Source organism: Aliarcobacter trophiarum LMG 25534, assembly GCF_003355515.1.
Taxonomy (GTDB): domain Bacteria; phylum Campylobacterota; class Campylobacteria; order Campylobacterales; family Arcobacteraceae; genus Aliarcobacter; species Aliarcobacter trophiarum.
Window position 1 is genome coordinate 1,800,369 of sequence record NZ_CP031367.1, and the last position, 19,257, is coordinate 1,819,625.

At 27.8% G+C, this 19,257-nt stretch carries 17 protein-coding genes; 7 read left to right on the top strand and 10 right to left on the bottom strand.

Annotated features, from left to right (window positions below):
* Positions 1 to 5: 5 nt before the first annotated feature.
* The 5 genes from topA to ATR_RS09280 form a co-directional block, all read right to left on the bottom strand.
* Complete coding sequence (gene topA / locus ATR_RS09260; protein WP_115429175.1) at positions 6 to 2,312, bottom strand: type I DNA topoisomerase; 2,307 nt, start codon at positions 2,310 to 2,312, stop codon at positions 6 to 8.
* 117 nt (positions 2,313 to 2,429) lie between these two features.
* The gene (locus tag ATR_RS09265; RefSeq protein ID WP_115429177.1) at positions 2,430 to 3,227 is read right to left on the bottom strand and encodes a UDP-N-acetylmuramate dehydrogenase; all 798 of its coding nucleotides are present in this window, start codon (positions 3,225 to 3,227) and stop codon (positions 2,430 to 2,432) included.
* On the bottom strand, positions 3,224 to 4,042 hold the full coding sequence (locus ATR_RS09270; protein ID WP_235657218.1) for a menaquinone biosynthesis family protein: 819 nt from the start codon (positions 4,040 to 4,042) through the stop codon (positions 3,224 to 3,226). Before ATR_RS09270 ends, ATR_RS09265 begins: the two co-directional genes overlap by 4 nt.
* Before the next feature lie 64 nt (positions 4,043 to 4,106).
* The gene (locus ATR_RS09275; protein WP_115429181.1) at positions 4,107 to 4,868 is read right to left on the bottom strand and encodes a hypothetical protein; all 762 of its coding nucleotides are present in this window, start codon (positions 4,866 to 4,868) and stop codon (positions 4,107 to 4,109) included.
* An 11-nt stretch (positions 4,869 to 4,879) separates the two neighbouring features.
* Positions 4,880 to 6,613 carry an ATP-binding protein gene (locus tag ATR_RS09280; protein WP_115429183.1) on the bottom strand — a complete coding sequence of 578 codons (1,734 nt, stop codon included), beginning with the start codon at positions 6,611 to 6,613 and terminating at the stop codon, positions 4,880 to 4,882.
* Positions 6,614 to 6,727: 114 nt separating this feature from the next.
* On the opposite strand from ATR_RS09280, the gene ATR_RS09285 reads away from it, so the two are divergent.
* The 4 genes from ATR_RS09285 to ATR_RS09300 all read left to right on the top strand — a co-directional run bounded on the left by ATR_RS09285 (position 6,728) and on the right by ATR_RS09300 (position 10,533).
* Positions 6,728 to 7,342, top strand: coding sequence for a tetratricopeptide repeat protein (locus ATR_RS09285; RefSeq protein WP_115429184.1), 615 nt, complete (start codon positions 6,728 to 6,730; stop codon positions 7,340 to 7,342).
* Positions 7,343 to 7,981, top strand: coding sequence for a tetratricopeptide repeat protein (locus ATR_RS09290; protein WP_115429186.1), 639 nt, complete (start codon positions 7,343 to 7,345; stop codon positions 7,979 to 7,981).
* A gap of 39 nt (positions 7,982 to 8,020) precedes the next feature.
* On the top strand, positions 8,021 to 9,652 hold the full coding sequence (dauA, locus tag ATR_RS09295) for a C4-dicarboxylic acid transporter DauA (RefSeq protein ID WP_228254230.1): 1,632 nt from the start codon (positions 8,021 to 8,023) through the stop codon (positions 9,650 to 9,652).
* Between the two features lie 68 nt (positions 9,653 to 9,720).
* Positions 9,721 to 10,533, top strand: a complete 813-nt coding sequence (locus ATR_RS09300) for an SDR family oxidoreductase (RefSeq protein ID WP_115429188.1) — start codon at positions 9,721 to 9,723, stop codon at positions 10,531 to 10,533.
* Positions 10,534 to 10,644: 111 nt separating this feature from the next.
* Here ATR_RS09300 and ATR_RS09305 read toward each other — a convergent pair whose 3' ends face one another.
* The 5 genes from ATR_RS09305 to ATR_RS09320 form a co-directional block, all read right to left on the bottom strand.
* On the bottom strand, positions 10,645 to 11,841 hold the full coding sequence (locus ATR_RS09305) for a Bcr/CflA family efflux MFS transporter (protein ID WP_115429190.1): 1,197 nt from the start codon (positions 11,839 to 11,841) through the stop codon (positions 10,645 to 10,647).
* A 62-nt stretch (positions 11,842 to 11,903) separates the two neighbouring features.
* Positions 11,904 to 12,236 (bottom strand): hypothetical protein, encoded by a 333-nt coding sequence (locus tag ATR_RS09925; RefSeq protein ID WP_328587392.1) that lies wholly within the window; start codon positions 12,234 to 12,236, stop codon positions 11,904 to 11,906.
* 12 nt (positions 12,237 to 12,248) lie between these two features.
* Positions 12,249 to 12,437 carry a TetR/AcrR family transcriptional regulator gene (locus tag ATR_RS09930; protein ID WP_228254231.1) on the bottom strand — a complete coding sequence of 63 codons (189 nt, stop codon included), beginning with the start codon at positions 12,435 to 12,437 and terminating at the stop codon, positions 12,249 to 12,251.
* A 440-nt stretch (positions 12,438 to 12,877) separates the two neighbouring features.
* Positions 12,878 to 13,981, bottom strand: a complete 1,104-nt coding sequence (locus ATR_RS09315; RefSeq protein WP_115429192.1) for a GmrSD restriction endonuclease domain-containing protein — start codon at positions 13,979 to 13,981, stop codon at positions 12,878 to 12,880.
* Positions 13,978 to 15,000: an adenine-specific methyltransferase EcoRI family protein gene (locus ATR_RS09320; RefSeq protein ID WP_206731649.1), complete on the bottom strand. Its 1,023-nt coding sequence runs from the start codon at positions 14,998 to 15,000 to the stop codon at positions 13,978 to 13,980. The genes ATR_RS09315 and ATR_RS09320 overlap by 4 nt, the downstream gene beginning before the upstream one ends.
* Before the next feature lie 138 nt (positions 15,001 to 15,138).
* Here ATR_RS09320 and ATR_RS09325 point away from each other — a divergent pair, with 138 nt between their 5' ends.
* The 3 genes from ATR_RS09325 to ATR_RS09335 all read left to right on the top strand — a co-directional run bounded on the left by ATR_RS09325 (position 15,139) and on the right by ATR_RS09335 (position 19,257).
* Entirely contained in the window at positions 15,139 to 16,065 is a 927-nt protein-coding gene (locus tag ATR_RS09325) for a tyrosine-type recombinase/integrase (protein WP_115429196.1), read from the top strand.
* A gap of 92 nt (positions 16,066 to 16,157) precedes the next feature.
* Positions 16,158 to 18,113: an N-6 DNA methylase gene (locus tag ATR_RS09330; RefSeq protein WP_115429198.1), complete on the top strand. Its 1,956-nt coding sequence runs from the start codon at positions 16,158 to 16,160 to the stop codon at positions 18,111 to 18,113.
* A complete protein-coding gene (locus tag ATR_RS09335; protein WP_115429200.1) occupies positions 18,100 to 19,257 on the top strand; it encodes a restriction endonuclease subunit S in 1,158 nt (385 codons plus the stop codon). Before ATR_RS09330 ends, ATR_RS09335 begins: the two co-directional genes overlap by 14 nt.

Below are 19,257 nucleotides of genomic sequence, written 5' to 3' on the forward strand. Positions count from 1 at the left end.
GTTTTTTATTTTTTTACTGTTTTTTTAACTACTTTTCTAGCAGGTTTTTTTGTAACTTTGCTATCTTTTTCTATTATTTCCAAGCACTCTTCTAAAGTTAAACTTGAAGCCTCTTTTGTTTTTGGTATTTTAAAATTCTTTCTACCTTGTTTTATATATGGACCATATTGACCATCTAAAATTTGAATTTTCTCTTTTTCAAACTCTTTTATCAAAGCTTTACTTTTAGCTTCATCAATTTCATTTATAATCTCTCTTGCTCTTTGCTCATCCACTGTATATGGATCATCAGTTTTTAATGAGTAATATTTTGTTTTTACTTGTAAATATGGACCAAATCTTCCAATATTTGCTTTTATCTCTTCATTATTTAAAGTAGTCCCAACAACTCTTGGAAGTGTAAATAAAAACAGAGCTTCTTCCAAAGTAATTGTATCCATATTAAACTTTTCAGGAATTGCTACAAATTTTGGTTTCTCTTCATCATCTTTTGTTCCAATTTGAATAAAAGGTCCAAATCTTCCAACTCTAGCACTTACAGGTTTCCCACTTTTTGGATCGATCCCAAGTTCTCTCACCTGTAGATAATCCGATTTACTTATATTTTCTTCTTTATCTTTTATAGTCTCTTTAAAGTCTCCATAAAAGTTTCTCATTACATCAACCCAAACTTTTTTACCATCTGCTATTTCATCAAACTCTTCTTCAATTCTCGCAGTAAATCCTAAGTCAATAATATTTGAGAAATGATCAGTTAAAAAGCTATTTACAATCTCACCTGTTGGTGTAGGTGCTAGTTTCTTATCCTCCGTTTTTACCACATACTCTCGTGCTTGAATAGTTGAAATAGTTGGAGCATAAGTTGAAGGACGACCTATTCCCTCACTTTCAAGTTTTTTTACAAGTGAAGCTTCTGTATATCGTGCTGGTGGTTTAGTAAAGTTTTGCTCACTACTTAGTTTTTCTAACTCTAAAACTGTTCCAACTTTTATATTTGGTAATATTTTTTCAGTACTATCAAGTGCACTCTCTGGATTATCACTACCTTCTGTATAAGCTTTCATAAATCCAGCAAAAATAATCCTTTGACCCTTTGTTTGGAACTCAAACTCATTTTTAGCTCCAGCTTCTATCTTATATGTAGTGTTAGCAATTTTTGCAGTTGCCATTTGAGTAGCAATAGTTCTTTTCCAAATTAAGCTATATAGTTTATACTGGGCATTATCTAAATACTGTTTAACAAGAGTTGGTTTTAAGCTCATATCAACAGGTCTTATTGCTTCGTGTGCCTCTTGTGCACCTTTTGCAGTTGATTTAAAAGCTCTTGGTTTAGAAAGAGAATAATCTTTTCCATACTCCTCTTCAATAACTTTTTTAGCCATAGAAGTAGCAACAGTTGATAGGTTTAAAGAGTCCGTTCTCATATATGTAATCAAACCACCTGTGTGATTTGGAATATTTTCAACATTTCCTTCATAAAGTTGTTGAGCAATCATCATAGTTTGTGCAACACTAAGACCTATTTTTCTACTTGCTTCTTGTTGCAAAGTTGAAGTTGTAAATGGAGGTGCTGGATTTCTTGTACTATCTTTTTCCTCAATATCTACAAGTTTGTATATACCACTATTTAAAGATGTTTCAATCTCTTTTGCTTGTTTTTCATTTTTTACTTTTAAATTTTTGCCATCTTTTTTTGATAATTCACTTGAAAGTTCAGGATTTATAAAATCTGCTTTTATTTTCCAAAACTCTTCAGGAACAAAAGCTCTTATCTCATTCTCTCTATCAACAATTATTTTTACTGCAACACTTTGAACTCTTCCAGCACTCAAGCCATATCGCACTTTTTTCCAAAGTAATGGTGAAAGTTCATATCCAACTGCTCTATCTAAAATTCTTCTTGCTTGTTGAGCATCTACAAGATTTTGATCAACATCTCTTGGGTTTTGAAGTGCCTTTAGTATTGCATCTTTTGTAATTTCGTGAAAAACTATTCTTTTTATTGGGTTTTTTTCAATTTTTAATGCTGGTATTAAATGCCAAGCAATAGCCTCTCCTTCTCTATCCTCATCGGCCGCTAGGTATATAGTTGTATCTTTTGATATCTGTTTTTTTAACTCTGATATAACCTTTTTTTTATCTGTACTTACTTGATAGTTCGGTTTGAAGTTATCTTCAGGATCAAATCCTAGAGTTGATTTTGGTAAATCTCTTACATGCCCCATAGATGCCATAACTACATAGTCAGGGCCTAAAAATTTTGAGATTGTTTTTGCTTTTGCTGGAGATTCCACTATTACTAAATTTTTCACTTAAATTGCCTTTTATTTATAAAAGTTTGCATTTTATCATAAAATTTGTAAGGTTTTCTTAATAGCCTAAATATTTACATTTTATTAATTTTAATAATAGTGTATATAAAACATAATCTATTCAAAAATTATAATCTCAGTTTCCAACTCAATATTAAACTCTTTTTTTACTTTTTCTTTTGCTAAATTTATCAAAGTTGTTGCTTCATCAAATGTACCAGAGCCATGATTTACCAAAAAGTTTGCATGAGTATTTGAAAACTCCATATCTCCAACTCTATACCCTTTTAGCCCAACAGCTTCTATTAATCTTCCTGCAAAATCACCTTTTGGGTTTTTAAAACAACTTCCAGCACTAGCAATTTGTGGTTGATTATCTCTCATTTTTGTAAAATCATTTTGTCTATCTTGTGAAAAGCCTTTAGTTTTATAAAAAACTACTTCATAGATAATAGTATCAATTTTTGTCTGTCTATATGAAAAATCTATACTCTCTTTTTTAATATATCCATCTTTTGTCTTTATAGAGTCTATATAATTAAAAATTTCCCACTCTTTTAGACCTGCATTCATCTTTACTAAACCACCCAAATTTCCTGGTAATTTTGCTAAAAATTCTAAATTTGCAATATCATTTTTTCTTGTATATGTAAGTAGTTTTCCACTACTAGTGGCACAACCAACATATAATTTATCGTTTTCATCTTTTATATAATCAAACTCTTCTCCCAAAATAGCAAACTTTTTTTCACAATTTGGAGAAATCAACAAATTATTCCCTCTTCCAATTATGTGAAAATCTGGATAATCACCTATTTCATTGATAACTAAAACCTCTTTTACTCCTCCAATATGAATTGAAGAGTATCTTTTAAAATCTACTGTTTTATAGTAATTATCTATTTTCTCGCTCATCTAGCTCTTAACTCTTCATATTCACTTGGGATTAAAAAATCTTCTGCTTTTATTAAATTTTGATAATGACCACTCTTATATCCCAACTCAAAAAGTTTATTTATGGCTTTATATTGAATATCACTTAGTTTTACAGAATTATCATTTGCATACAGATCCAAATATTTATCTAAAGTAGTAGCATCTACTCTAATTAAACCTTTTTCAAGTAGCATAGGAGCTAAAGTTTTCCTATTTTTATTTGCAACATCAACTGCTTTTATTAAAGCATCTTCATATTTTATTGCATCACTAAGTGGAATTGATCTTCTTAAACACATTCCACCAAGAGGAAGTGGTAAATTCTCACCATCACAAAGCTCTTGCCAAATATCCCAAATCTCTCTTTCAACTTCTAACTCACTACTATAAGTTAAAATAGACTCATGGATTAAAACTCCAGCATCAACAACTCCATCAAGCACAGCTTTTTCTATATCTAAAAAGTTCATATATGTAATTCTTGCATCTGGATATGCTATTTTAAAAAGAAGTGCATTTGTAGTAAACTCTCCACTAAGAGCAACTTTGAAATTTCTTTTTAGATTTACACCTTTTTTCTTAATAAGTTTTGGACCATAACCTTCTCCAAAACTAACAGCTGTTTTAAGCAAGGCAAAATCATCTTTTACAAAAGGATATAGAGCAAAAGAGATAGCACAAATATCGTAAACACCTTTTAGTGTTGCTTGGTTTAAAGTCTCTATATCTAAAGCGATATTATCAAATTTTGCATCTTTTATATCTATCCAACCAAATTTAATAGCATAATACATAAAAATATCATCTGCATCTGGAGAGTGCCCTACACTAATAGTTTTGCTAAGTTTCGTCAATTTCTTACTCCTTTTCCAAAGCAACTTTACAAAAACTATAAAGGTTACTCTCTTTATTCGTTATTGCAATAGTTCCAAAAAGATTTTCATCTAAAATAATCTCTTTTTTATAGCTAATATTTTCTATTTTATAGCTTACCATATCACCACTTTTTACCTTTGCAATATTTAAAAATGTTTGACTAGCTAAGATTTTTTCATTTAAAGAGCAATTTTTTGAAAAATATAGAATAGTTCCATTGAAACTTTCCAAATCTTCTGGCTCTTCTAGATTCTTTTCTAAAGAGCTTTTATATGAGTTTTCTAGCTCTTTTGAAGAGAAAAATATAGAAAAATCTGTATATTTTTCTATACTTTTTACTAAAGTTAAAATATTTTCTATATTTTTGTGATTTAATAAATCATCTCCTAAAATCAAAGCTTTTTTACTAGCTTTCTCATATATAGAAAAAATATCTTCAAATTCATCTTCTCCTGCACTGCTTTCTGCTGATAAGTATCCAATATCTAGGTTTTCTAAATACTCTTTTATACTATTATCTTTTTTTGCAAAAAAGTATAAAATAAGAGCCAAAATAGCCTCTTCGCTTCCTACTTCATATTTTATAAATTGCTTATATAACTCTTTTAATATGTATTTATCTATTGGGTGCATAAAAATAAAGTTTGCCTCATTTTTACAAGCTTTTTCCAAACTATTTTTCAAATTTTCATCTTCAAAAAATGTACCAACACTTAAAATATAATCATATTTTTCTAAATCCATAAAAATCCTTTTTAAAAAAATCCAACTTTGTTTTCACTATCAAACTGCCCTTTTTTCTCTTTGCTTATCTGCTCTTCAAAATCTTTTAGAGTAAAAATTGCATTTTCACTAATTGCTAACTTATACGCAGTGTTTTTAATTACTAGCTCTATTTGACCACCAGTTAGTTCATATTTTGCAATTTTTTCAAAATCAAAATCTTTCTCAAGTGGAAGAGCAGGTGGTAAAAGTTTTTTCCAAAGTTCAACTCTTTGCTCTTTATTTGGTTTTACAAACTCTATTTTGTAGTTAAATCTTCTTGAAAAAGCTTTATCTAGATTTTCTAGCAAGTTTGTAGTAGCTATTAAAATACCATCAAATTTCTCTATCTGTTCCAAAAATATATTTTGCATCTGATTATGCATCTTATCTGCACTACTTCCTGCTCCACTACTTCTTGAACTTAAAAACTGGTCTGCTTCATTTAAAAGAAGCACTGGCTCAGTTTTTGTCTGCTCTTTTATTTCGTTGTATTTATCAAAAATGTTTCGCACATTTTTTTCACTCTCTCCAATGTACATAGATAAAATTTTTGAACAATCAAAACTTAAAACCTCTTTCTTGAGAGATTTTGCTAATGCTAAAGCTGTAATAGTTTTACCAGTTCCAGCAACTCCATAGAAGATTATTTTTGCATCTATTCCTCTTTTTTTATCTTTTATTCCCCAAGCTTTTAACCTATTTATTACACTTTTATCTACTTGTTTTAAAAGATTGTTTAAAGTCTCTTTTGTTTTTGGGTTCAAAACTACATCATCTAAATTTTTTGTTGTACTATTTAGTTCAAAAATCTCTTGCTCTTTTATAATTGTTTCTAGTTTTATTTTAGATACTGCTGAGCCTTTTTTGTTTGGATGAGAGATTTTATACAGTACTTCATCTGGAATATAAAAGTTTCTATTAATTCCACCAAAAGGAGTTAAAACCTCATCATAATCTATTAAATTTTTAGATACCAAAGTAGAACTCTCTTCTAACAAGCTTCTATATTTTATCTTTTCATAATCATCATTTGACACAAGCTCAAGAAGATAGTTCATCTCTCTTAAAGTTCCATCTCCTCCACTATACTCCTCTTTTAAAAGAGCTAAAAATAGCACTTTTTCTTGCTCATTTAAACTATGTTCTTCAAAAAAATCTTCTAGCACAATTTTATTTGTAGTTGCACTAATTCTCTCTTTTATTCTATTTTCGACTAACATTAACTTGTTTTTTAATCGTGTAGAGCTAGGTGAATTAACATCAAAGTTTCTCTTTACACTATTTAGCTGTTGAGTAATATCGATTTTTAAAAACTGATCTTGAAGATATTCCAAATGGTCACTATAATCTTTTATTTCAGGTAATACAAACTCACTAGTTCCACTTTCAAGCATCTTTAAATATGAACTTGAAAGCGCAACACTTGTATTTATTAATTCAAACTTTGAAGCATCATTTAGCTTTACTTGATCAAATGCAATTTGAATAATCCAACCAAATTCTAGAAGTGATTTAATAATATTTAATTTTTCCAAGTGCTCATATTTTTCTATATTATAAAATTCTCTTAAAATATCAATAACACTTATTACATCTCTACCATTTAAATACTCTTTTGATAGGAATTGAAGGATTCTAGCCTCTTCTTCACTACACTTTAATTGATTGAAAAATCCACTCTTTTGTACATCTTTTGCTTTTAAAAAATCAATAACTTCTTGCATTTAGCCCCAAAAAATAAAATTTGTTTAAGTTTATATAATATCTTAAAAGTTCTTAACTATAAATGAATAAAAAGATGTTAAAATAGTATCAGATTTTTTTGGGGAGTTTTGATTATGTTAAAATTTATTAAATTTTCTTCTTTCTTACTTATTGCTAGTTTTTTTATGGCTTGTGCAGGACACAAACAAGCTGTACAAAAACTTCCAAGTGAGCTTGAACAGTTAAATATTGATTGTAAAAGAGATAGTTTGAGTTTTGAACTTGATTGCTATGATTTTATTGCAAATAAAAATAGTTTTGCAATGTTAAGATTGGGAATAGATGCTCAAAATAAAGGTAAAGTAGATGAAGCTTTAGAAAGATATACGAAAGCTCAAAAAGCTGGAAACTTCTATGCAAATGCTCTTTTATCCTCTTTATATGGAAATGGTATTGGTGTAGAGTTTAATGAAAGAAAATCTATTAATCTTCTAAAGGATGTTGAAGATGTAGATCCCATAGCTGCATACAGACTATCTTTTTACTACTTTTCAAATAACAATCCAAACAAAGCTATAGAGCTTTTAGTTTTTGCTGCTCTTGAGGGTGTTAAAGATGCTCAAAAAGATTTGGTTTTAATATTTTCAAATGGTCAATATGTAGATGTTGATGAAGAAAAAAGTATGTATTACGACTCTCTTTACCAAAATGGCGAAGATGATTTTACAAAAAAAATATATGGAAGATAGATGTTTAAAAAGAGTTTTATTTTAATTTTTATTTCGTTTTTGTTTACTGCTTGTTCATTTAAAATGCCAGAATTCTTAAGTTTTTCAAGTATAGATTATTTAGAACTTCAAAAGGAAGCTGATATTTGTAGAGATTTAGATACTGAAAAAGAGAAGTTAGAGTGCTATAAAAAAATAGAGAGCACAAACTCTTTTGCACAAATAAGATTAGGTACTTACTACTCAACTAAAAAAGAGTATAAAGAGAGTTTAAAATACCTAAATATGGCAAAACAGAGTGATAATCTATATGCTAATCTTCCTTTGGCACTTTTATACTATACAGGTGAAGGTGTGAGAAAGGATATAAATAAATCTTTTGAACTTTTAAAAGAAGCAAGTGATATTGACCCAATTGCTGCTTTTCAACTATCAAGATTTTACCTACAAGGTATAAATACAAGAATTGATTATGATAGAGGTATAAAGTTGCTTTTATTTGCTGGAACATCTGGTGTACTTCAAGCTCAAGATTTACTTTCTAATATCTATAAAGAGGGACTTTATGGAGCTCCAAAAGATCAAGTAAAGTATGAGTTTTGGTTAAAAAAAGCTAAAGACAACAAAGAAGACAAGAACTCAAAAATCTACATATTTTAAGATTTAAAAAGGTCGCAAACTTCTTTTTAAAGAGTGAAAATGATAAAAAGTAATATCTTTTCTGGACTTACTGTTGGAATTATTGCATTGCCTTTATCTATGGCTCTTGCAATTGCAACAGGAGTTCCTCCCGAACTAGGACTTTATACTGCAATAATTGCGGGAGTTTTTGCCGCAGTTTTTGGAAGTAGTAAAGTAAATATTTCTGGTCCTACAGCTGCATTTATAGTTATTTTAATTCCAATAGTACAAGAGTTTGGTATAGCTGGATTACTTTTATGTGGTCTTATGTCTGGAGTTATTTTAATTTTAGTTGGAGTTTTTAGACTTGGAAACTTAATAGAGTTAGTTCCTTATCCAGTAACTGTTGGATTTACCTCTGGAATTGCTGTTGTAATAGCAACTTTTCAGATAAAAGATTTTTTTGGATTAACTATAGAAAGCTTTACAGGAAGCTATTTAGATAAGCTTTTTCTACTCTTTAGTAGTTTTACTACCTTTAATATTTTTGAATTTTTAACAGCATTTATTACCCTTTTAATCCTTATTTTTTGGAAAAAAACAAAGAGTAAAATTCCTTCTGCTTTGATAGCCTTGGGTTTTATTACTATTGTTGTTGCACTTTTAAATCACTATTACTCTTTAAATATCTCAACAATAGCTTCAACTTTTTCATACAACATAAATGGACTTGAAGGCTCAGGAATTCCACCTATTCCTTTACAATTTTCTCTTCCTTGGGGACATTTAGATAGTAGCCAAATTAATTTTGATTTAATAAAAAAACTTCTTCCACATGCTATTGCTATTGCTATTTTAGGAGCTTTAGAGTCCCTTTTATGTGCCGTTATAAGTGATGGAATGACTGGAAATAAAACAGATCCAAATAAAGAGTTAATAGGGCAAGGTATTACAAATATAGTTGTTCCATTTTTTGGAGGGATTCCAGCAACAGCGGCAATTGCTAGAACTGTTGCAAATATAAATTCAGGCGGAACAGCAAAACTATCTTCAATAGTTCACTCTCTTTTCATTTTGGTTTCTATTTTATTTATAGCTCCCTATATCTCTTATCTTCCAATGGCGGGCTTATCTGCTCTTTTACTAATTGTTGCTTGGAATATGAGCGAGATAAAACACTTTACAAATATCTTAAAAACTGCTCCTAAAGATGATATATATGTACTTTTAACTTGTTTTGGTTTAACAGTTTTAATAGATATGCAAGTTGCTGTTGCTGTTGGGATTGGACTTGCATCTATACTATTTATAAAAAGAACTATTGATTTATACTCTATTGAGCTTGTAAGTGAAGATATGAGTTTACATCCTGATTTACCAAAAGATATTCTAATTTATGATATAAATGGTCCTATGTTTTTTGGAGCTGCACAAAAAGCTATGAAGACCTTGATAAATGCAAATGATAAAAGAGATATAGTAATTTTAAATATGAAAAATGTAACTATGATAGATATGACCGCAATGGTTGCTCTAAAATCAATTATAGATGGCTTTGAAGCAAAAAATAAAAAACTGATTTTTTCAGGTCTTAGCAATCGTGTACAAAAAAAGCTTGAACGTGCCAAATTTGATTATGTAACTACTTTTTCAAATATAAATGACTCAATAGAGTATGCTAAACACTTATTAAATGTTTTAGAAGAATAAAACTTAATATTGATATAAAATAAGATTTTAGGAACTATTTTGAAGTAAACTCTGAAAAAGGAGTTTTTATGGCAAAAGTTATTTTAATTACAGGTGCAACATCTGGTATGGGAGAAGCTAGTGCAAATCTTTTAGCAAAAAACGGCTACAAAGTTTATGCAGGAAGTAGAGATGAAAATATCTCAAAAGTTGATGGAAATATAACTTATATCTATCTTGATGTTACTAAAACAAATAGTATAAAAAATGCCGTTCAAAAGATAATTAACATTGAAGGCAAAATTGATATACTATTAAACAATGCAGGATATGGTCTTCTTTCAACTTTAGAGGATGGAACTGATGAAGAGATTTTTAATCAGTTTGATGTAAATGTTTTTGGTCTAATAAAAACAATAAGAGAAGTTTTACCTTTTATGAGGGAGAAGAATTCTGGAGTGATTATAAATATTAGCTCATTTTTGGGGAAAATGGGACTTCCTTTATTGTCTCATTATAATGCTTCAAAATATGCAGTTGAAGGAATAACAGATTCTCTTAGATTTGAAACCTTACCATTTAATATAAGAGTTCACTCTATAGAGGCTGGGCTTTTTGGAACAAACTTTGTAAAAAAAGGTTTAACAATCAATGAGGCTACAATGAGAGAAGAGTCACCATATAAAGCTTTAACTTCTCATTTAGTACCAATTGTAGCAAAAGCAATAAATGAGGGACCAGATCCAATTGCAATTGCAAATGCTGTAAAGAATATAATTGAAGATGAAAATTCTCTAATAGCTATTCCTGTTGGAACAGAAGCTGAAACCTTTGTACCTCTTAGAAAACAATTAAGTAATGAAGATTTTGAGAAAAAAATTATTGAAACTTTTGGATTATAAGAGTTTTATATATTTATGAAAAGTGAGTTTTAAGCTCTCACTTTTCAATAAAGTAAAAAATCATACAACAAAAAAATATCTTATAGCTTCACAAATTAATACTATTAATATTTAAAATTGAGTTTTCTCAATTCTAAAAACTTTACAAGTAAATATAAAAGCTAAAATACTCAAAATAAATAGTAATCCCAACCAATAAAAAATTGAAATCTCTACTAAATATCCTGCAACTAAAGTTGCAGTTGCTGGAAGTAAAAGCTGTAAAGAACCTAATAAAGCAGCAGTTGCACCTACTGATGTTTTTTGAGAAGACATTGCTATAGCGAATAAACTAGCTTCTGCTAAACCTAAGCCAAAAAATGAGATGAAAAATCCTATTACTATTCCATCCAAACCAACTACAGATATATTTGAACTTATAAAACTTACTACTGAACCAAAAATTATAATAGCAGCTCCAAATATTGAGATTTGCTTCATATTTACTATTTGTAATAATTTAGTAGATAGTAATGCACCAAATAAAAGGGCACTTCCAGTTGCTCCAAATACCAAACCAAACGTTTTTGAATCAAGATTATAAATCTCTTTGTAAGAGTACGAAGCTCCAGAAATATAGCCAAAGATAAACATATACATTAAACAAGTTGCAAAAGCAGGAATTAAGAAGTTCATATTTTTTATAATATTGAAGTAAATAATAAAGATATTTTTAAAATTAATTATAACTTTTTTTTCATCTTTTAATGTCTCTGGTAATATAAATAATGATAATATTAATACTAAAATAGCTAGTATAAATAGTACATAAAATACCGCCTTCCAACCAAAAACTTGATCAATATATCCACCTATTGCTGGAGCTAAAATAGGTGTAATTGCTCCAATAGTAATTAAAATAGCAAATATTTTTGCTGCAACTTTTCCCTTTGATACATCTCTTACCATGCTAATTAAACAAATATATATTAAAGCAACACCTAATCCTTGAATAATCCTATATAGTAAAAACAACTCTATATTTGATGAAGTAGTGATTGCAAAAGAGCATAATGCATATAAAGAGGTTCCTAAAATTAATGGTATTTTTCTTCCAAAATAGTCAATTATTGGTCCAAAAAAAAGCTGACCAACTCCCATTGCAAATAGATAAAATGTAAGCGAAAGTTGTACCTTTGAGTAAGGAGTTTCAAAAAATGCTGCAATATCAGTCATTGATGCTAAATACATATCAACTGCCATATAACAAAGAATTTCGATTATGGCAATGGTCATAATAAATTTAAAACTAATTAATCTTCTTTTCATAAAATCTTCCAAAATATATTACAATACAGTCGTATTGAGATTGAAAGTTTATCAAAAAAAGCTTAAAGTAAAAAAGTTTTTAAATCTTCTAAAATCTCTTTTCGTTCTTCTTCTGATAGCTTTATATACTTTAAAGATAATAAAGCAAATAGTGCTTCTGAAAATAAAAATGCTAACCTTAATTTTTTTCCTTCGTCATTATTTGTATCTATAGAGTTTAAAGAGATTCTATACCAATCTTGGAACTCTTTTAAAATAGATTCATCTTGCAAAAGCATAGTTACCATTTTTGATGATTTATTAAATTGTTCATTGTTTTTATACTTAGATATATATTCAATATGAGCTTTAATTTTTGCATCTTTAGAAATATCACCTTTGGATAGAAGTTCTATTTGGTGATTATACTATTCTTCGTTTTTTGCTGAAACTGCCTTTATCATTCCTTCTTTATTTCCAAAAGTATATTGGACTCCACCTATTGAGATATTTGCTTTAGCCGCAACTTTTCTAATACTTAAACCTAAAAGTCCTTCATTTAAAATAATATCTTCAATAACACTTATTAGATGATTTTTATCTATTTTAGTTGCCAAATTATTTTCCTATTTGATACTCTATTTAATATTATTTGTGAGATTCAAAATAAATTGATAATGATTTTTTCATAATATTAAATACCTTTTTTTAGGAATCTTATAATAGTTTTTATTAAAACTAATTTTATATATGTACAATAAAAATTGACAATATTATTCAACATAAGTCTTTAACTGATTAAAAAAGTATCTACACTCTTGGGGGCATTCCCAAATATTGAAATTATCCAAGTCATGATGTCTAGTATAAAAGCTGAAGGATATTTGCAATTGTATTAAAATTTATATAAAATGAAAATCTCTAACATTTAATACTACACAAATATATATTGTTAAATCCTTTCATAAGAGCCTATTATTTATTACCATTCTATCAACAAATACATAAATATTCTAGTAACGATAATAAAGAATTATAAATAATCTATACTTTCTTATTACTTTCCAGACTTTGTTCTATTACAATCTTTACAAAGCATTTGACAATTTTCTTCAATTGTTTTTCCTCCTTCATGCCAAGGCTTAATATGGTCACCTTCCATTTGAGAGATTGGAAAAGTATTATGACACTTAGCACATATTCCATCTTGTAGTTCATAAATCTTTTGTTTAATTGCATCTGAAAATGCACGCAATGAAAGATATCGTTCATTACGAGTTAACACATAAGGATAAATACCACTTTTTTTCTCAACATCATCATCCAATATTAATTGAGCAATCTCTACTTCTAATTCATGTGTATCATAAAGATTTTCTTTATAAGTATTATATAAAAAGCCCCAATCAACATTTTTCATAAATTTTTCTCTTTTTTTTGTAAATGTTGATTCTATCCACGATATGACACTTTGAAAATATATCCATAATGCACTTGCATTAGGATCATGTTGATGATCTTGCATATATTGGTCTATATTATTATTACTTATCCATTTTATGGCTGTTTCTAAATATTCTTGTCTATTTACTTTACCTGATAGATAACTATTGGCTATTGCATTTGCGGGACAATTGCTTTTACTAAAATATCTTTTTGCATCAGTAATCCAAGAACCAGAAAAAACAGCATTTCTAAGTTCTTGACTAGATAATCTTTCTCCTGCAATATTAATAGTTTCAAACCATTTTAATTTTTCACTATTTTTACCACTACATAAATATATCATGAGTTTATACTCTAAAATCTTTTCTTGTTCATCTTCTTGAAGGTTATGAAAGGCTCTTGGTTGAGAAAAATCACCAATATTCGCAGAGAAATCTCCTTCTACATATTGACATATAGAAATAGTACGTTGTTGACCATCAATTACTTCATAGTCTCCATCTTCTTTAACTGCCCAATACATTACATTTAATGGAAAATCTTTAGTAATTGTATCAATTACTGCATCTCTTTGCTTATCTCCATAAACAAACTCTCTCTGATATGGAGGACGAATATCTAATTTTCCATTGTAACTAAAGACCCCATTCTCTTCATTATCTTGATATCCTTCAATTAATTCACGAATTGTTATCTCTTTAAGTTCAATTTTCATAATTTTTTATTCCTTATTAATATTCTTGCATATTTCTGTTTTCCATTAATAATTCCACGATGTCTTTTCTTATCATTAGTTCGTAGTAATTCTACTTCTTTTGAGCTATCTCCACTGTGTGTTTGCCCTACAATTTCAAATTGTTCTGGATTATATTTACTCAAGAAAGTTACTGGAACACCCATAACTCCACCATAATCGATAGGAATCTCTGCTACTTTATCAATATTAATTGCATTATAATTTTCATAGGTTGGATATTCTTCATTTTTATATAATTTATATAATATTAAATCCTCATGTCTTTTGGCTATATCTAAATTTGTATACCAACATATATTGCCTAAACTTCTCCATTTTTGACCTGTTTCATCTTCTCTATATCTTGTTTCACGCGCTTGATAGTGATTAGGAACTTTAAATTCCATATCTCCACTTCTATTGCCCAACCAAATTTTGTTTTCTTTAATTAGAGAAAACGTCTCTTTAGTTGTCGCAGCATTTTGATTTCCAATAATTATAAATTTTTTATCATATTCTATGAGTTGAGCAATATATTCACGAAATAGAGAAAAGGGAGGGTTTGTAACTACTATATCAGCCTGTTTTAGTAATTCAATACTTTCTTCACTTCTAAAATCTCCATCTCCTTCTAAATAGTTCACTCCTATTTCTTGTATATCTGGAATACTATTACCATTTTTATCACCATAGTACTCTAAATAAATTGCCTGCTTAGAATTTCCTTGAGTAAAAAGATCCATATTGTTATTTTGGAAACATGTCGTTATCAGTTTTTTTAATCCTAATTTTTCAAAATTATATGAAAAATAGTGAAAAAAGTTACTAACTCTAGGATCATCACAATTACAATAAATTATTTTATCTTTAAAATGTTTTTTATAATGCTTTAATTCTTTTTCTATATCAGTTAATTGAGTATAATACTCATCCTCTTTATTTATTTTTGCTTTATGTAAATTTTTATTTAAATCTTTTTTATTTAGCTTTGTCATCATTTTCCTTAAAGGATAATTCTTTATTATCGTTAATTGATTCTATCAAAATAATTCTAAAATAATATATAAAACACTCATACTTCATAGCATTAAAAGTAACTAATAACTAAACTCCCACTTTTAATTTAAAGGAGTTACATGGTATTACCAAAAGCAATTGAAAAATTTAGATTTCATTGTGTTTATGAGAAGAATCTAAGTTTAAAAACTATGCATGCTTACGATGCAGATCTAAAACAATTTTTAGAGAAATTTAAAAATTATAAAATAAATGAAATATCAAAATTTGATCTAAAAGATTATGTGGAGAGTTTATTTAACCATTCTTACAAAATAAAAACTATAAAACGAAAAATAGCAGTATTAAAAACTTTTTTTAATTACTTAGAATTTGATGAAATTTTAGAAATAAATCCATTTAGAAAATTAAGACTATCTCTTAAGGAACCTAAATTACTACCTAAAACACTAGATATTAAAGAAATTAAAACTATTTTAAAATATCTATATAATTTAAAACATATTTATGATAAATCCACTTTTAGATACAAACTTCTAGTAAGAGATATAGTATCAATTGAAATCTTATTTTCAACTGGTATAAGAGTATCTGAGCTATCCAATTTAAAAAAAAATGAAATAAATATCAAACAGGGAATCGTAAAAATATTTGGAAAAGGCTCAAAAGAAAGAATTATTCAAATTTGTGATAAAGAAGTTTTAAATCTATTAAAAGAGTATTCTATTCTATTTAATTTAAATAGCAATCCAAATAATCATTTTTTACTAAATAGATTAAACAATAATTTTTCGGAGCAATCTATTAGAGCTATGATTCATAAATATGAACAAAAATTAGGTTTACGACAAATTACTCCCCATATGTTTAGGCATTCTTTTGCAACACTGCTATTAGAAGAAGGTGTAGATGTAAGATATATACAAAATATGTTAGGGCATTCTTCAATATCAACTACGCAAATATATACAAAAGTAAATACAAAACATCAAAGAAAACTGCTTAGTTCAAAACATCCAAGGAGAACCTTTAGCTTGTCTTTATAATTAAAACTAGACTATAAAGTCTAGTTTATAGTCAAAGATTTAAATTAACGATAATTTAAGATTATCATTAGTCTAATATAAAGAAAATAATAATGGCAAAAAAAGAAGTAGTAACAGACCTTTGGGTTTATGAATTATTAAAAGAAGCAAATATAAACTTAGAGCCACAAGGTAGCACAGTTTTAGAAATAGATGAGGCTTTAAAAACAGCTTCAAAAAGTGGTTCAGGAAAGGTTGGTTTTCCTGAATATGTAGGAGTTGTAAAAGATTTTTTACTTGTTATTGAAAACAAAGCTTCAATCTCAAAACATATAAAACTAGATGATAATGAATTAATTAGCAAAGAGCCAAAAGATATTAAAGATTTTGCCGTAAATGGTGCATTGTTTTATGGGCAACATTTAGCAAAAAATACAACATATAAAAAAGTTTTAGCTTTTGGAATTTCAGGAAATGAAAAAAAGCATAAAATAAGCCCAATTTTTATAGATGAAACAGAATTTTATAGAGAATTGCCTGAACTAGAGAGTTTTATATCTTTCAATGAAAAAAATATTGAAGAGTATTATATAAGGGAGATATTAAAAGAAGAAACAAATAAAGAAAAAGAGTTAGCAGAAATTTTAAAAGATGCTGCAACACTCCACAAAGATTTAAGAAATTATGGAAATTTAGAAGATAAACAAAAACCTCTGTTGGTTTCAGGTATATTATTGGCTCTTAGAGAAGTTGAATTTAAAGGCTTTAATATAGATGATTTAATAGGCGATGATATAAACACCGACGGACAAAAAATCTATGAAGCTATTGAAAAAAATCTTCAAAGAGCAAAAGTATCTCCTGAAGTTAAAAAAGATAAACTCTTAAGCCAATTTGCACTAATAAAAGATACAAAAATATTAAATGAGATAAATAAAAATTTAGGGAAAACTCCACTAAAACACTATGCAGAATTTTTAAATGATAAAATATATAAAAGCATAAAATACACTAAATCATCAGAAGATTATTTAGGAAGATTTTATGGCGAGTTTATGAGTTATAGTGGTGGAGATGGACAAAATTTAGGAATAGTTCTAACTCCAAAACATATTACTGATTTATTTTGTGATTTAGTAGATATAAAATACAATGATATAGTGCTAGACCCAACTTGTGGAACTGGTGGTTTTCTTGTAGCTTCTATGTATCATATGTTGGAAAAATTAGAAGAAGAGAAAAATAAATCTGATATTACAGATAGCAAATATCAAAATTTACAAGCAAGTATTAGACAAAAACAGCTTCACGGTTTTGAGCTGCAACCTTATATGTTTACAATAGCAACTACAAATATGATTTTAAGAGGAGATGGAAAAAGTACACTTTTTAATGATGATTTTCTAGCACAAAATCCAGCTAAACTACAACTAAATCAAGCAACAATTGGAATGATAAATCCCCCTTATTCTCAAGGCTCAAAGCAAAATACAAATTTATATGAGATAAATTTTATAAGCCATTTATTAGATAGTTTACTAGAGGGAGGAAGATGTATAGCTATTATTCCTCAATCTTCAATGACAGGAAAAACAAAAGAAGAGCAAGAGATAAAAGAAAATATACTTAAAAAACATACTTTAGAGGGTGTAATAACTCTAAACAAAGATACCTTTTATGGTGTTGGAGTAATGCCTTGTATAGCTATTTTCACAGCTGGAGAGTCACATAAAAAAGATAAAGAGTGTAAATTTATAGATTTTAGAGAAGATGGCTATAAAATAGCTGCACATATTGGGCTTATGGAAACAGAAGCAGCAAAAGATAAAAAACAGCATTTATTAGATGTTTGGTTTGATAAAATGAAAGCCGAAACAAAATTTTGTGTAAAAACAACGATAGAGCCTAGCGATGAATGGCTACATAGTTTTTACTATTTTAATGATGAAATCCCAACGGCAGAGGATTTTGAAAAAACTATTGGAAATTATCTAACTTTTGAGTTTTCGATGATTATGCAAAATAGAGAGTATCTTTTTGAAGAGGAAACAAAAAATGTTAAATCTTGAATATAAAGAGTGGGATAAATTTAAGTTTATAGAGATATTTAATATTAAAAATGGATTTTACAATAAAAAACCAAATATAGAAGCAATAGGAAATATACCTTTTATTGGGGCAGTGGATAATTCTAATGGTATAACAGAGTTTTATACTTTAAAAAATATTGAGAATAGCAGTAAAACTGGAGATAAGAACAATGTTAATTTGGAAAAGAAACTTTTTCAATCTAATGCAATTTGTGTTACAAATAATGGTTCGGTAGGATATGCTTATTACCAAAAAAGTAAATTTACTTGTAGCCACGATGTAAATCCTTTATACCTTAAGAATAAAATATTAAATCAATCTATTGCAATGTTTTTAATAACTTGTATTGAAAAACAGAGAGTATGTTTTGAATATTCGAGAAAATGGCGACCAAAGAGAATGATAAAATCTAATATTCTCTTACCAATAGAAGAACCTGAAAAACCTAATTTTGAATATATGGAAGAGTATTCAAAATCTATCATAAATAGCAAAACTGAAAAATATAAACAATATGCACAAAAAGTTTTAAATAGTATTGAATATAAAAATATAGAAACACTAGAAAACAAAGAGTGGGAAGATTTTTTTCTAATAGATATTTTTACTACTATTCAAAGAGGAAAAAGATTAACAAAACAAAATCAAACAAAAGGAAATATACCTTATATTTCATCAACAAGTTTAAATAATGGTGTAGATAATTTTATAGGAAATAAAACAGATGTTAGGATTTTTTCTGATTGTTTAACGATTGCAAATAGTGGAAGTGTAGGAGCTAGTTTTTATCAACCTTACAATTTTGTAGGAAGCGACCATATAACACATCTAAAAAAAGAGAATATGAATAAGTATGTATATATATTTATCTCAACTTTAACAAATAGATTTTCAGAAAAGTATAATTTTAATAGAGAAATTAATGATAAAAGGATTTCAAGAGAAAAAATAATGCTTCCAATAAATGATAGAAAAGAGCCTGATTTTCAATATATGGAGCAATATATGAAAAATCTAACATATAAAAAAGTTAATCAATATTTGTCATTTATAAATTATGATAATCTTAAATTATCATTAGTTTATTTTATACAAAGACTCATAAATCTAATATTAGTTTAA

What these genes read in the sequence shown, in the direction of transcription:
- ATR_RS09265 (WP_115429177.1), bottom strand. Translation starts at nt 3,227, where the DNA reads ATGAGCGAGAAAATAGATAATTACTATAAAACAGTAGATTTTAAAAGA.
- ATR_RS09270 (WP_235657218.1), bottom strand. Translation starts at nt 4,042, where the DNA reads ATGTATTATGCTATTAAATTTGGTTGGATAGATATAAAAGATGCAAAA.
- ATR_RS09275 (WP_115429181.1), bottom strand. Translation starts at nt 4,868, where the DNA reads ATGGATTTAGAAAAATATGATTATATTTTAAGTGTTGGTACATTTTTT.
- ATR_RS09280 (WP_115429183.1), bottom strand. Translation starts at nt 6,613, where the DNA reads ATGCAAGAAGTTATTGATTTTTTAAAAGCAAAAGATGTACAAAAGAGT.
- ATR_RS09285 (WP_115429184.1), top strand. Translation starts at nt 6,728, where the DNA reads ATGTTAAAATTTATTAAATTTTCTTCTTTCTTACTTATTGCTAGTTTT.
- ATR_RS09290 (WP_115429186.1), top strand. Translation starts at nt 7,343, where the DNA reads ATGTTTAAAAAGAGTTTTATTTTAATTTTTATTTCGTTTTTGTTTACT.
- dauA (WP_228254230.1), top strand. Translation starts at nt 8,021, where the DNA reads ATGATAAAAAGTAATATCTTTTCTGGACTTACTGTTGGAATTATTGCA.
- ATR_RS09300 (WP_115429188.1), top strand. Translation starts at nt 9,721, where the DNA reads ATGGCAAAAGTTATTTTAATTACAGGTGCAACATCTGGTATGGGAGAA.
- ATR_RS09305 (WP_115429190.1), bottom strand. Translation starts at nt 11,841, where the DNA reads ATGAAAAGAAGATTAATTAGTTTTAAATTTATTATGACCATTGCCATA.
- ATR_RS09315 (WP_115429192.1), bottom strand. Translation starts at nt 13,981, where the DNA reads ATGAAAATTGAACTTAAAGAGATAACAATTCGTGAATTAATTGAAGGA.
- ATR_RS09320 (WP_206731649.1), bottom strand. Translation starts at nt 15,000, where the DNA reads ATGATGACAAAGCTAAATAAAAAAGATTTAAATAAAAATTTACATAAA.
- ATR_RS09325 (WP_115429196.1), top strand. Translation starts at nt 15,139, where the DNA reads ATGGTATTACCAAAAGCAATTGAAAAATTTAGATTTCATTGTGTTTAT.
- ATR_RS09330 (WP_115429198.1), top strand. Translation starts at nt 16,158, where the DNA reads ATGGCAAAAAAAGAAGTAGTAACAGACCTTTGGGTTTATGAATTATTA.
- ATR_RS09335 (WP_115429200.1), top strand. Translation starts at nt 18,100, where the DNA reads ATGTTAAATCTTGAATATAAAGAGTGGGATAAATTTAAGTTTATAGAG.